Origin of the sequence: Streptomyces sp. NPDC048637, from assembly GCF_040650675.1 — a bacterium.
Taxonomy (GTDB): domain Bacteria; phylum Actinomycetota; class Actinomycetes; order Streptomycetales; family Streptomycetaceae; genus Streptomyces.
Genome location: NZ_JBEZHQ010000044.1, coordinates 61,561 through 74,128, shown reverse-complemented (window position 1 = coordinate 74,128; position 12,568 = coordinate 61,561). Strand labels below are relative to the sequence as shown.

The following is a 12,568-nucleotide window of genomic DNA, read 5'->3' as shown; positions in this document are numbered from 1 at the left end:
CCAGAAGGGCGTCCAGGCTGGTAGTCACACACGAGTCAACGGGCGCCCTTCGCCATGGTCGCGGCCAGCACAAACATCGGACTCATTCATCTAGGGGGAGCTCCCTGGGGACAGGACACCGGGCAGCCGGCACAAGCAGCCGGCTGCCCGGTGTCCTGTGGCCCGACCCGGCCGGCGCACCCGTCGGCCGGGTAGTCCGGATCGAGGACATCACCGGGGCGGTTAGGGTGCCGATCTGACGCCCCGACAGATCGCTTGTGCCGGTGCCCAGATCGTGGCCGCTGGTGCCGGGACCAGCACCGCCGGCGCCGGCCACCGACGTGCCAGGCAAGCGCCCGGCCGGACGCACCCGAGCCCGCTTGCCGAAGGCCCAAAAAGGCTTTCCACTCTCCTGGATCCTGCCCTAAAGTGCCGTCCGCGCCGCACCGTTGAGGGCATGGTGGCTCTGGTGATTCCACCGGGACACCGTCACCCGACGGGGTGCCGGATTCCGCCCGGCAGGCGCTGCGGACAGAGGAAGGAGCGTGACGCCATGACGTGGACGCCTTAGCCGCCCGCCCGGAAGGTCCGGGAGCACGGGCGGCGGGTTCCGGAAGGAACGAGATGTCCCGTACGGACAAGACAAAGCCACTGTGGGTGCGTCACGCGGAGCACAACCCCCGGCCGGTCCACGATCACCGCTATGGCGCCTGCGATCTGCCGCCGCACCCGACGCAGGAGGACCCGGACACCCGCTGCCGGTGGGAGGACCCCGGCAGGCAGCTGCTCGGCCGTACCTGCTGCGCGGGATGCAATGTGCGCTCCTGCATAACGGAATGGCAGGAGATGGTCAAGGTCGGCAACCGCAAGGAACGCTACGCGGGCCGACGCGAGGCACGCCGTTTTGCCGCAGGAGAGATCAGCGACTGACCCCGTCCCTCATATTGCCCAGGACCTGGATCGGTGCTGAGCCATTGCCCCGTCTGAACCGGAGGAAATGGGCGCCGCCTCGGTCTCGTACGACACTGCCGCATCGGTCCCGCCGCCATGCCGCTGCCCGTCGAGTCGCGGGTCCTGTAGTGGGTCACCCTCTCGATCCGGGGGTGGCCCACTGGCTGCTTCACGCGGCAGAAGCTCCGGCGATTACCTGTACGTCACCCGCCCGAACTCCGGCTCGGACACCCGCTGAGCGGTCACCAAACGCCTTTGATTCGGCCCGCCACGCTGCCACCCACCCATCAGGAGTGCGACGCGGATCACTCGTGGACCACTGCCAAGTCCCTGACGCCCCGACCCGGCTCTGCTTGGCTATGGGCATTGACGATCACAGGAGGTCCAGGAGCATGGCGCTCACGCACTGGGGGTTCATCTATACGGCCGCAGGCAGCACCGCGGGCGGCGACATTCGCGTCGTGGACACGGGTACGTGCCGCAGTGTGTTCGTCGGGGTGGCGAAGCCCGAGGAGGGCATCGCGGCCGCGCGCCGCCTCGTGGACGAGGGCGTGCAACTGATCGAGCTGTGCGGTGGGTTCGGACCGGTATGGGCCGGGCGGATCATCGAGGCGATCGACGGCGCGGTACCCGTGGGCACAGTTGGCTATGGACCCGAAGCGGTCGATCAGGTGCACGCGATCTTCTCCTGACCGTGCTCCCCGATGTGGCTCGTCCGGTGGCCCACCCTGCCATGGCGGTATGCGTGGCAGGCAGGATTCACCGCTGTCGGTGCGGGCTTCCGCAGCAGTCCTGAGCGCGCCGCGGGCCCCGCGGCGCGCTCGAAGCGGCGCTCCGTTACCGTTCCCTATGCCTTTCGCCGTGATTGCTCTTCTTGTCGGAGTCGTGGGTGGCCTCATCACCTGGGGGACCACCCGGACCCGCCGCACCTCTCAGCGGGTCCTGCTGGGAATGGTGTGGCTGTGGGCCGCCGGGGTCGTCAGCCTCACCTTCGGTACGCGCTCGGGTGGGGGCCAGGCCGTCAATGTCGCCCTGCTCGACGTGACCAACTCCGCCGACATCGTCGATTTCCTTGTGAACATTGCGCTGTTCCTCCCGGGTGGAAGCCTGTTCGCCATGCTCGGCCACCGCTGGTTCACGGCAGGCCTTTTCGGATTCCTTGGATCCCTCGCGATCGAGACGACGCAGTACCTCGTCCGGTCGGGGCGTACGTCGGACATCAATGACCTGCTCTCCAACACCGCCGGCTGCCTCGCCGGCTTCGCCTGCACAGCGGCCGTCATCGGCGTCCTCGGCAGGTCAACGACCCCCGGCGGGCAGCATCCCCATCCCCGCCTCGTGGACCAGTCGCATCAGTCGCACCAGTCGCACGCACCGGCGCCGGCCACCGGAACAAGGACTCCTTGACGGTAGTGATCCGCCCCCGGACGGACCCTGGACGAGTTGGTGGCCGGCAGTCGGTGGAATACCGGGGGCGGCTCCGCCCGGCGCGGCGGACCGCGAAGCCCACACAGACTCCTCCAGCGGCGGACCTCACGGGCGTCGGGCGGCGATCACATTGCCATGGCCGTGCCGTCAGGAGCTCGTGAGGATGACGAGTTGCTGGGTCGCGCGGGTCATCGCGACATAGCGGTCGACGGCCCCTTCGATGCCCGTGCCGAATGTCTCCGGGGCGATGAGGACGACCAGATCGAACTCAAGCCCCTTCGACAGCTCCGGGGTCAGCGACCGGACGCGGGACGTCGCCCGGAACGTGGGATCGCCGATGACACAGGCGATTCCATCGGCGTGGGTAGCGAGCCAGGAGTCGAGGACGGAGTCCCGTTCCGCAACCGATCCGTGGAGGACGGGGACGTCGCCGCTGCGGATGGAGGTCGGCACATTGGCGTCCGGGAGCGCAGCGCGGATGACCAGCTCGGCTTCCGCCATGACCTCTTCCGGCGTGCGGTAGTTGATGCTCAGGGAGGCCACGGTGAGCCGGTCAAGCCCGATCCGGTCGAGCCGTTCCTGCCACGACTCCGTGAACCCGTGCCTGGCCTGGGCGCGGTCACCGACAATGGTGAAGCTCCGGGACGGGCAGCGCAGCAGCAGCATCTGCCACTCGGCGTCGGTCAGTTCCTGAGCCTCGTCCACGATGATGTGCGCGAACGGGCCGGCGAGCAGGTCCGGTTCGGCGCCGGGCAGGGCGGACTCATCGATCAGGGTGTCCTGCAGGTCGTGGCCGCGCAGCATCCCCACCGCGCCTTCGCTCTCGTCGATCTCGGTGTTCTGCAGGATGCCGTCGATGACGTCGGCCCTGCGTGCACGTTCGGCCGCGACAGCGGCTTCGTGCCGGCGCTTGCGTACGGACGCCTCCGGGTCGCCGAGCCGCTGCCGTGCCGCGTCCAGGAGCGGCAGGTCGGACACCGTCCAGGCCTGGGCGTCCTTGCGCTGCAGCTTGCGGACGTCATCGGTACCGAGCCAGGGAGCGCACTTGCGCAGGTAGGCGGGCACCGACCACAGATCTCCGACGAGGTCGGTCGCTTCGAGCATCGGCCACGCACGGTTGAGGGTCCTGATCAGCTCTCGGTGCTGGAGCAGCGATCTCCTCAGGAGCTCGGGCGGAGCGTCACTGTCGTCCTTGTCCATCAGGATCGTGAGCAGCTCCTCCTGGACCTGGTCGCGCGCCTCGTTGTGCGGAGTACCTGGTTCCACTGCCTCGAACGCCGCCGCCCAATCGTCGGCGCTCAGCCAGATGTCGGACCAGTGGCTCGAGACCGTCATCCCCTCGGTGGGCGGCTCCTCGTAGATGCCGACGGCCGGCTCGATCGCCTTCACCAGGTCAGCCGACGATTTCAGCAGGGCCACGTCCGGGTCGGTCTCGACCGCTGCTGTGGCTCCCTCGGTGACGAGGTCGCGCAGGGTGCAGGTCTGCACGCCCTCCTCGCCGAGGCTGGGCAGGACATCGGAGACGTAGGCCAGGTAGGGCCGGCTCGGACCGACGAACAGTACACCGCCCCGACGGTGACCCAGACGGGGGTCGGAGTAGAGGAGATGGGCGGCGCGGTGCAGTGCGACGACGGTCTTGCCGGTACCCGGACCGCCGTCGACGACGAGAGCGCCGCGGGATCCCGCCCGGATGACGGCGTCCTGGTCGGCCTGGATGGTGGCGAGCACGTCGCGCATCCGGGCCGACCGGTTGCTGCCCAGGCTTGCGATGAACGCGGACTGGTCGTCGAGCGCGGCGTGGCCCTCAAGTCCGTCGGCGGCGAACACTTCGTCCCAGTAGTCGCTGATCCGGCCGCGGGTCCAGCGGTACCTACGGCGGCTCACCAGACCCATCGGGTTGGCGTGGGTCGCCGCGAAGAACGGCTCGGCCGCGGGGGAGCGCCAGTCGAGCAGCAGCCGACGCCCCGCGCTGTCGGTGAGGCCAAGGCGCCCGATGTACACGGGCTCGGGGTTGTCCGTACGGACGATGTGTCCCAGGCACAGGTCCAGACCGAAGCGGCGCAAGGCGCGCAGGCGACCGGTCAGCCGGTGGATCTCCGCGTCCCGGTCCATCGCCGCCCGGCCGATGCCGCCGGGTGCCTTGCGCTCGGCGTCAAGGCGGTCGGACAGTTCGGCGATCGCCTGCTCAAGGCTCTCCGAGAGGGCCGCGAAGTGCCGCTCGTCGCCGTCGATCAGCACCGGGGCGGTCTTGGGGGAGAGGCGGTCGGGAAGATCGAACGCGCTGGTGGTCAGGGGGTTCATGTCATCAGCTCCGGTCCGAGGTCGCTGCCGCGACGACCGGCGGGGCGCACACCCGCATCTCGGTGCCGAGCGCCCGCACCCGCAGTGCGCGTCCCACCACCGGCTCCCCGTCACCGCACGACCCACAAACTGACAAAAGCGCATGCACTTAGCGAATCTCCGATTTCTGCAGGTTCTGACCTCGGCCCGCGATTCTGCCCCACGGCCAGGGCCTTGCCGCAAGCCCCCCAGTCCGCTATAAGTTGAAAGTGGCAAGGAGTGGGAACTCCTCTTTGCCCCTGGGGAACCAGCGGGGGTGCATGCTGTCGCCGGCGGCGGGGCCACCGGGCGGCTCGCCCCGAGCCCTGAAGTACCGCCCTGGCAGCCTGGGGCCAGGCCGGGCGGCTAGGCCGTGTTTTAGGTTCGGATTCCTGTGTGCGCCCTGCACGATGATGATCAAGATGTGGGGCGAGGGGATCTTTCTGATGAGCAGTGGTCGGTGCTGGAGTCGTTGCTGCCTGCGGCGGGCATACGTCGCAGGTGGCCTGGCTGTCGGCGGCTGGTAGACGGTGTGCGGTGGCGGGTTCGGACCGGAGTTCCGTGGCGGGACCTGCCGTTCGAGTACGGACCGTGGCAGACGGTGTATGGGCTGTTCCGGAGATGGCAGCGTCGAGGTGTGTGGGCCCGGCTGCTGACGCTGTTGCAGGCGAGGGCTGATGCGGCCGGGCTGATCTTCTGGGAGGTCAATGTCGACTCCACCATCTGCCGGGCACACCAGCATGCTGCCGGTGCCCGCCGACGCGGTGCCGTGCAGAAGGAACCGCCAGGCGGAGTGAGCGCCGAACCTGAAGACCACGGACTGGGCAGGTCGCGAGGCGGGTTCACCACGAAGATTCATCTGGCGTGTGAGCAGGGACAGAAGCCGTTGTCGCTGCTGATCACCGGCGGGCAGCGCGGTGACAGTCCGCAGTTCGAGCCGGTCCTGAACGCGATTGGGGTGCCCCGGCCTGGTGTCGGCCGGCCGAGAAGCCGCCCGCTGCGGGTGCGAGGCGATACGGCGTACTCTTCACGCGCGAATCGTGCCTACCTGCGCAGACGTGGCATCAGGTGCACGATTCCTGAGCCGGTCGATCAGGTCCGCAACCGCAGGCGCCGCGGACGTGCCGGTGGCCGTCCGCCCTTCTTCGACCGCGTGGACTACAAGGCCCGGCACGCGGTTGAATGCGGGATCAGCCGTCTCAAGCAGCACCGGGCCGTGGCGACCCGGTTTGACAAACTTGCGGTTCGGTTCGAGGCGACGGTTCAGGTTGCAGCGATTCATCAGTGGCTGTGAACCCTCAGCCTGCCGTCGTGCGGATGCCCCAGCAGAAAGCGACGGCCCTGCGGTCCTTACGGAGGAAGGGCGCATTTCCTGGCATTGGCGCGGGGCGGTGTGTATGGGGTTGCACCTTCCGTAGCGGCATGTGGTCCGGTGGACCTATGTCCCATCCTCTTGAGGAAAGGTCCCTGCTCATGCATTCGTCTTTCATGCCACCCCGCCAGGTCAAGATCGGTGACGCGGCGGCCTTCGCCGGCAGCACGCCACGGGCGATTCGCCATTACCACGAGATCGGCCTGCTCCCCGAGCCTGAGCGGGGCGGCGATGACCGCCGCCGCTACGGGTACGAGCACATGATCCGCCTGCTGTGGATTCGCAAGATGGCCGACGCCGGCATCGCCCTGAACGACATCCGTGACGCCTTTACCACCGGCATGGCTTCCACCGGTGCGGACAACGGAGACGGTATCGCGGACCTCCTGGAGCGGTTGGAGGAAACCCTCGCCGAGCAGGAGGCGGAATTGCGGCGGCAACGGACCGCCGTGCAGCGGATGCGCACCGAAGGCAGCCGGATGGGCCTGCTCTCCGACTTCGTCACCGAACGCCTCAAGAGCCTGCCCGAGGGCTCCCTGCGTCAGGCGGACCTGGACAGTCTGCTGGTCACCGAGCGGATCTTCGGACCGCTCGGCGCGGCCCTCCAGGCCACCCGCTTCGTCGCCCTGGCCACGCATCCCACTCTGCGGGAGGATTCCGACCGCATCGATGACGCCGAGGAGGCACTCGATGACAGCATCGCCGTCGACGATCCACGGGTGGCTCAAGTGGCCGTCGAGCGGCACGCCTTCGAAAGCGCCCTGCACGCCGTCATCGAGGAGTCCGGCCTGGGTAAGGACGACGATGCCCTCTGCGAAGCCTGGGACATTTTGCACCCTGCTACCGCCGATGACGGCGAGGACGAGGCCGACCTCAGCTCTGGCAGGCGGGAGGCTGACTCCATGAGCGTGTTCGAAGCCACCGGCAAGATGCCTTACGACTTCTCCCCAGCCCGCCTGCGCTGTATGGAACTGGCCGAAGAGCTATCCGCCCAAGAATCACCCGCTACCTAAAACACGGCCTAGCTCCCTCGGCCCACGCCCACGCCGACGTCAGCGGGTGGTGAGCACCATCCGGAAGCGGGCGGCGCCGGACAACATCTTTCGGTAGGCCTCGTCGGCCTGGTCCAGCGGCACGACCTCGACCATCGGGCGGATCCCGTGCAGGGCACTGAACGCCAGAGTGTCCTGGACATCCTGTGCGGTGCCGGACGGGTGACCGCGGACGATCCGGGCGCTCATGATCAGCTGGCTCGGGCTGACTCCCAGCGGTTCGGCGTCCACGCCGATGACCACCAGCTCGCCACGGTGGGAGAGTCCGTCCAAGGTGGCTGTGATGGCATCGGAGTTCGCGGCGGTGGCCAGGACGGTCCTGGCGCCGCCGAGGGCCTGCAGCGCGTCCGCCACGGGGGTGTCCGCCGTGCTGTCGATGTAGTGGTGCGCGCCGAGTTGCCGGGCGAAGTCAGCCTTGTCGGTTCCGCGGGCGATGGCCACGGTCTCGAAGCCCATGGCAGCCGCGTACTGCACCCCCAAGTGGCCGAGGCCGCCGATGCCGAGCACGGCGACGAGGTCGCCCGACCGTGCGGAGCTGCGCCGCAGCCCGTTGTACGTGGTCACCCCCGCGCAGGCCATGGGCCCCGCATCCGTCGCCGCCAGCCCGTCGGGGATTCGGGCCAGCGCATCGGCCGGCGCGATCACGGTCTCCGCGAAGCCCCCGTCGTACGCCCATCCAGGGACCTTCAAGTTCTCGCAGACAATGAAGTCGCCCTGTCTGCAGGGCGTGCAGTGGCCGCAGCTCCCGCCGAACCAGCCCACCGCGACCCGGTCGCCGACCTGCCAGCCGCTGTACGTTGCCTCGCCGACCGCCTCGATGCGTCCGGCGATCTCATGCCCGGGGACCAGCGGAAAACGGACGCCCGGAAACAGGGCGTCCACGAAGGCGGAGTCGCTGTGGCAGATCCCGCAGGCCTCCACGGTCACCCGCACATGGCCGGGACCCGGCTGTGCCACCTCGCGCTCCACGATCTCCAACGGTCCGCCGACGGCGGCGACCTGCGCGGCTCGATACGTGCTCATGGCGGTCTCTCCAGGTCGAGGGCTCCCGACTCAGCAGACCAGCTCGGCCTCGATCGCGCGCGCCGAAGGGGGGCGGCACACTCCTTCGCAGCGTCAGGAGCCAAGAACATTGCGCTGGTCGAGTGGCACACGATCAGGCCAATTCGCGAAAGCCGGTGAGAAAGCTCAACTGTGAAAGCTAGCTTTCTCATCATGGTTGATGATCTGGATGTGCGCGCGGTGGGTTCGGCGCTGCAGGTGAGCCTCGGTCTGTTCGTACGACGGCTTCGCCAGCCGCTCCAGGGCGAGGAGCTCACGCTTCCTGAGGTGTCGGCCCTGTCGCGCCTGGAACGGGCCGAGTCGGCCACCACGAGCGAGTTGGCCAGGGCCGAGCAGATCACTCCGCAGGCGATGGGGATGACGCTCGCCGGGCTCGGACAGCGCGGCCTGGTGGAGCGCCGCCCCGATCCCGGCGACCGTCGGCGGGTGGTCCTGTCGGTGACCGAGGCCGGGCAACGGGCACTGCGGAACAGGCGCGGCGTCCGGGCCGAGCAGCTGGCGGAGGCACTCACCGCCGGCGGGTTCACCCGCGCCGAGCTGGAGACCCTGCGGGAGGCGGCGCCGCTGATCGAACGGCTGGGCGAGAAGCTGTGACGCCGGAGACCGTGCCGCCCGACACCTCCCCCACCACGAACACGTTCTCGTGGCGGTTCGTGACACCGCTGTTCACGGGGTCGGCGATCAACGCGATCAACACCTCGCTCATCGCGACCGCGCTGGTACCGATCGCGGCCGCCGTCCACGTCTCGGTGGGGCGGACCGCGGTGCTGGTGTCGGCGCTGTACCTGGCCAGCGCGATTGCCCAGCCGCTGGGCGGGAAGCTGGCGGAGGAGTTCGGGCCGCGCCGGGTGTTCCTGGCCGGCATCCTGATCGTCCTGGCGGGCGGGACCGTGGGCGGCGTGGGTCAGGATCTGACCGCCTTGGTCGTGGCCCGGGTACTGATCGGGGTGGGCAGCTCCGCCGTCTACCCCTCCGCGATGCTGCTCATCCGCCGCCGCGCGGAAGCGGCCGGTCTGGACGCGCCGCCCGGTGGTGTACTCGGAGGACTGATGATCGCCGGCGCAGCCACCTCCGCCCTCGGCCTTCCGATGGGCGGCCTGCTGGTCGACGCCTGGGGATGGCGGACCACGTTCTTGATCAACCTCCCCTTCGCACTCCTGGCCCTCGCCATGGCCTTCTTCTGGATCCCCGCCGACCCGCCGGTCGAGGGATCGAGAACACCTCGGGAGCTCGCGGCGCGCCTCGACGTGGCGGGCATCGTCGGCTTCGGCGGGGCCATCGCAGCGCTGTTGGTGTTCCTGAAGGGACTTCCGCACCCCGACTGGCTCGTTCTTGGCCTGGCCGTCGTCATCGGTGCGGGGCTCGTGTGGTGGGAACTACGGGCGCGCCGGCCGTTCTTCGACGTGCGCCTGCTGGGCACGAATCCGGCGCTCACCCGCACCTACCTGCGCTTCGCCGTGGCGTCGCTGTGCGTCTACACCGTCCTCTACGGCCTCACCCAGTGGCTCCAGGCCGGTCGGCACCTGTCCTCCGAGGCGGCCGGCCTGCTCCTGCTGCCCATGACCGCGCTCTCCGCCCTGCTCGTCCGGCCGATCTCGCGACGGAACCTGGTCCGCATGCCGCTGATCGTCGCGGCGGTCTCCTGTCTGGCCGCCTCGGCCGGGGTACTCGCGCTCACCGCGAGCACCCCGACCGCCTGGATCGTGGCCATCACCCTGGTCTTCGGGATCACCCTCGGCACCACCATCAGCGCCAACCAGACGACTCTGTACACCCAGGTCGGAACCGGTGAACTCGGTACCGCCGCGGGGCTGTTCCGGACGTTCGGCTTCCTCGGCTCGATCGCTTCGTCCGCGCTGATCTCCGTGGTGTTCCAGACTCAGGTCAACGATCACCGACTGCACATGATCGCCTTGGTCATGGTCATCGTCAGCCTTCTGGGACTGATCCTCGTGGTCACCGACCGCACGGTCATGGCCCGCGTCCGCGCCCGGGTGTGACGCATGGTCCGGAGGCCGGGAAACGACGACAGCCCGACCCGCGACGGGCCCCGCATCGGCACGGGTCGTGTCACTGGTCCTTGCCCCCCGGGCTTCGCGGGCCTGGGCTTGCGGCCGCGCCCGTCAGACGAGGGGATGCCGGTGGACGGGCGGCAGGTCGGGCAGCAGTCCGGGCCAGACGACGTCCAGGACGTGGGCGCTGGGCGTGAACAGGGCGGCGGCAAGGGCCGGGAGGTCGGCGATGTCGTGCCACTCCCAGCGGTGGATCAGCTCCGGCTCGCGCACGGCCGGTGTGCCGCAGAAGTCGATGACGCGCACAGCGGCAGTCACACGCGGCATGCCGTGAACGGCGTCCATCAGGATTGCCAGCAGCCGTGCATCGGCCGCCTTGGCCGTGAGGCCGGTCTCCTCTGCCAGCTCGCGCACGGCGGCCTCGACGAATGATTCGCCGCCGTCGTTCTTGCCACCGGGCAGCTCCCACGTCCCCCGCAGCGACCTGCCCAGCAGCACACGGCCCGCTTCGTCGGTCACCACGACGCCCGCACCGGTCAGGGCGTGCGGGGACGGGCGCCCCTTGCCGCGGTAGGCCACCGGGCCCGAGGCAGGGTTGCGCAGCACGAGGAACGCCAGCCCTTCCGCGTCACGTCGTTCGACCGTGTGCCATCCGGCGGACAGCAGGGTGATCTCCTCCTCATCGAGCGCGATGGCACGGCGTTCGGCAGACACCGCCGCCGCGACCGGGGTGATCACCACGACCGCGCCGCCGGGGCTCAGCCGTTCGCGCAATCGGTGCATGACACGGGTGCGGTCGCCGATGAAGGCATAGCTCAGCCGGAAGGCGATCAGGTCGTACGAGGAGTGCAGGCCGTCGAGGGGGTCCCGCTCGATGTCGCACCGCATGAACCTCACCGTGCCGGACGCCGGTGGTGTCTGCTGGGCGGTGCGGAGCGCCGAGGCCGCGTAGTCGAGGGCGTCGACGGTGTAGCCGGTGGCCGCGAGATGGCGGGCGAGATCGCCCAGGCCGCAGCCCACGTCCAGGGCATGGCCGCCGCCGGGCGGTGCGGGAACAAGTTCCTGGAGCAGGGTGTGTTCGGCGTCGTCGAGCGGGCGGAAGGAACGGCCTTCTGCGTAATGGGTGTCCCATGCGTCCTGCGTGACGTTTCCCATCGCGAAACTGCCTTTCAGCGTATTGATTGAGCCGGACATGCGGGGCGGGGAGCAGCGGAAGGTGCCGCCGCCTCGTACCTCCGTATCAGCTGCTGCTCCTGGAGAAGGTGCACCTTCCCGAGGGCTTCCCCCTCGGCTACGTGTTCGCCACACCGGAACAGGCCACCGTGCTGGAGAAGGAACTCGGCCTGGCTCTGCACTGAGCGAACCGAGCGTATTGAGCGAACTGAGCGAACTGAGCGAGCCGAGCGAATTGGTGATCGGCCCCGGTGTGGGGCGAGGAGCGGTGGGGTGGGTCGATCGACCCCGCACGCTGAGCCGGGGCATGCCACCTCATCGCCTGGGGTGGAAGGCGCCCTCCGGGGCTGGCAGGATGGACGTCCATGAATGATCAAGCAGCCCTGACCGCCCAAGCTCTGGGCCTGATCACGAGCCGCTACCCGCACGCCCTGGGCGCGACCCTCGGCGGCTCGGCCGCCCGAGGCCGCGCGACTGCGACCAGCGATCTGGACGTGGCCGTCCTGCTTCCGGACTCGGATACCAGCCGCCGCGAGGTGATACGCCACGAGGGCCGCTTGGCCGAGCTGTTCCTGCACACCCTGGCGGACCTCCCGGCGGTCTTCGACGGGGACAGAGTCCGCCGCCGGGGCACCGTACTCTTCCTCTATGACCAGGGCTTGCCCCTGATGGATCCGCACGGCCATGTGTCCCGTGCCCGCGCACAGGCCCGAGCGCTACTCGCGGCCGGCCCACCACCGCTCACCCCGACCGAGTGGCAACGAGCCCGCTACTTCCTCACCTGCTTCATGGACGATCTGATCGACACCCGGCCGGCCGAGCGCTACGAACAGCTCTCCCTCGCCGACTCCACCCTGCGCGAGGCCGTGCACCTGCTCACGGCCCATCACGGCGCCTGGACAGGCATCGGCAGATGGCTGCCCCGCAGACTGCTCAGCGCAGACCCGGAACGAGGCAGGGCCCTGCTGGACGGCCACCAAGCGGTGGCCGAACACGGCGACCCCGCCCCCTTGGCAGCTGCGGCTGAGCAGGTGCTCGACCTGCTCGGCGGCCCACTGCGAGAGGGGTACACACAACGATGGGGCGGATGACCCGTGGCGTCGGCCGAGGTCCCAACTCGACCACGTTCCACCCGTGTTATCGGGGCGACCCACCCTGACGAAGAGCCGCCCCATCCCCCCTCGCCTCCGCGCGGAGCGCCATGGTGCCCCGCCGCCGAA

At 69.3% G+C, this 12,568-nt stretch carries 11 protein-coding genes; 8 read left to right on the top strand and 3 right to left on the bottom strand.

Annotated features, from left to right (window positions below; genetic code table 11):
- Window positions 1–603 precede the first annotated feature (603 nt).
- The 3 genes from AB0C46_RS35140 (at window position 604) to AB0C46_RS35130 (ending at window position 2,337) form a co-directional block, all read left to right on the top strand.
- Window positions 604–909, top strand: a complete 306-nt coding sequence (locus tag AB0C46_RS35140) for a hypothetical protein (RefSeq protein ID WP_362832979.1) — start codon at window positions 604–606, stop codon at window positions 907–909.
- A 413-nt stretch (window positions 910–1,322) separates the two neighbouring features.
- On the top strand, window positions 1,323–1,622 hold the full coding sequence (locus AB0C46_RS35135) for a DUF6506 family protein (protein ID WP_362832977.1): 300 nt from the start codon (window positions 1,323–1,325) through the stop codon (window positions 1,620–1,622).
- Between the two features lie 169 nt (window positions 1,623–1,791).
- Window positions 1,792–2,337: a VanZ family protein gene (locus tag AB0C46_RS35130; RefSeq protein WP_362832975.1), complete on the top strand. Its 546-nt coding sequence runs from the start codon at window positions 1,792–1,794 to the stop codon at window positions 2,335–2,337.
- A gap of 168 nt (window positions 2,338–2,505) precedes the next feature.
- Here the strand turns inward: AB0C46_RS35130 and helR are convergent, their stop codons facing one another.
- A complete protein-coding gene (gene helR, locus AB0C46_RS35125) occupies window positions 2,506–4,659 on the bottom strand; it encodes an RNA polymerase recycling motor ATPase HelR (protein WP_362832973.1) in 2,154 nt (717 codons plus the stop codon).
- A gap of 442 nt (window positions 4,660–5,101) precedes the next feature.
- On the opposite strand from helR, the gene AB0C46_RS35120 reads away from it, so the two are divergent.
- Together AB0C46_RS35120 and AB0C46_RS35115 are read left to right on the top strand one after the other, a co-directional pair.
- The gene (locus tag AB0C46_RS35120) at window positions 5,102–5,971 is read left to right on the top strand and encodes an IS5 family transposase (protein WP_362832981.1); all 870 of its coding nucleotides are present in this window, start codon (window positions 5,102–5,104) and stop codon (window positions 5,969–5,971) included.
- 179 nt (window positions 5,972–6,150) lie between these two features.
- A complete protein-coding gene (locus AB0C46_RS35115; RefSeq protein WP_362832971.1) occupies window positions 6,151–7,062 on the top strand; it encodes a MerR family transcriptional regulator in 912 nt (303 codons plus the stop codon).
- Between the two features lie 39 nt (window positions 7,063–7,101).
- On the opposite strand, the gene AB0C46_RS35110 is transcribed toward AB0C46_RS35115, so the two are convergent.
- The gene (locus tag AB0C46_RS35110; protein WP_362832969.1) at window positions 7,102–8,124 is read right to left on the bottom strand and encodes an alcohol dehydrogenase; all 1,023 of its coding nucleotides are present in this window, start codon (window positions 8,122–8,124) and stop codon (window positions 7,102–7,104) included.
- Between the two features lie 192 nt (window positions 8,125–8,316).
- On the opposite strand from AB0C46_RS35110, the gene AB0C46_RS35105 reads away from it, so the two are divergent.
- Window positions 8,317–8,757, top strand: a complete 441-nt coding sequence (locus AB0C46_RS35105; protein WP_362832967.1) for a MarR family transcriptional regulator — start codon at window positions 8,317–8,319, stop codon at window positions 8,755–8,757.
- Complete coding sequence (locus AB0C46_RS35100; RefSeq protein ID WP_362832965.1) at window positions 8,754–10,163, top strand: MFS transporter; 1,410 nt, start codon at window positions 8,754–8,756, stop codon at window positions 10,161–10,163. Before AB0C46_RS35105 ends, AB0C46_RS35100 begins: the two co-directional genes overlap by 4 nt.
- Window positions 10,164–10,286: 123 nt before the next feature.
- On the opposite strand, the gene AB0C46_RS35095 is transcribed toward AB0C46_RS35100, so the two are convergent.
- Window positions 10,287–11,330: an NUDIX domain-containing protein gene (locus tag AB0C46_RS35095; protein WP_362832963.1), complete on the bottom strand. Its 1,044-nt coding sequence runs from the start codon at window positions 11,328–11,330 to the stop codon at window positions 10,287–10,289.
- 383 nt (window positions 11,331–11,713) lie between these two features.
- On the opposite strand from AB0C46_RS35095, the gene AB0C46_RS35090 reads away from it, so the two are divergent.
- The gene (locus tag AB0C46_RS35090; RefSeq protein ID WP_362832961.1) at window positions 11,714–12,439 is read left to right on the top strand and encodes a nucleotidyltransferase domain-containing protein; all 726 of its coding nucleotides are present in this window, start codon (window positions 11,714–11,716) and stop codon (window positions 12,437–12,439) included.
- The last annotated feature ends 129 nt before the right edge of the window (window positions 12,440–12,568 follow it).

Coding starts and splice junctions, on each gene's coding strand:
- AB0C46_RS35140 (WP_362832979.1), top strand. CDS start 604: ATGTCCCGTACGGACAAGACAAAGCCACTGTGGGTGCGTCACGCGGAG.
- AB0C46_RS35135 (WP_362832977.1), top strand. CDS start 1,323: ATGGCGCTCACGCACTGGGGGTTCATCTATACGGCCGCAGGCAGCACC.
- helR (WP_362832973.1), bottom strand. CDS start 4,659: ATGAACCCCCTGACCACCAGCGCGTTCGATCTTCCCGACCGCCTCTCC.
- AB0C46_RS35115 (WP_362832971.1), top strand. CDS start 6,151: ATGCATTCGTCTTTCATGCCACCCCGCCAGGTCAAGATCGGTGACGCG.
- AB0C46_RS35110 (WP_362832969.1), bottom strand. CDS start 8,124: ATGAGCACGTATCGAGCCGCGCAGGTCGCCGCCGTCGGCGGACCGTTG.
- AB0C46_RS35105 (WP_362832967.1), top strand. CDS start 8,317: ATGGTTGATGATCTGGATGTGCGCGCGGTGGGTTCGGCGCTGCAGGTG.
- AB0C46_RS35095 (WP_362832963.1), bottom strand. CDS start 11,330: ATGGGAAACGTCACGCAGGACGCATGGGACACCCATTACGCAGAAGGC.
- AB0C46_RS35090 (WP_362832961.1), top strand. CDS start 11,714: ATGAATGATCAAGCAGCCCTGACCGCCCAAGCTCTGGGCCTGATCACG.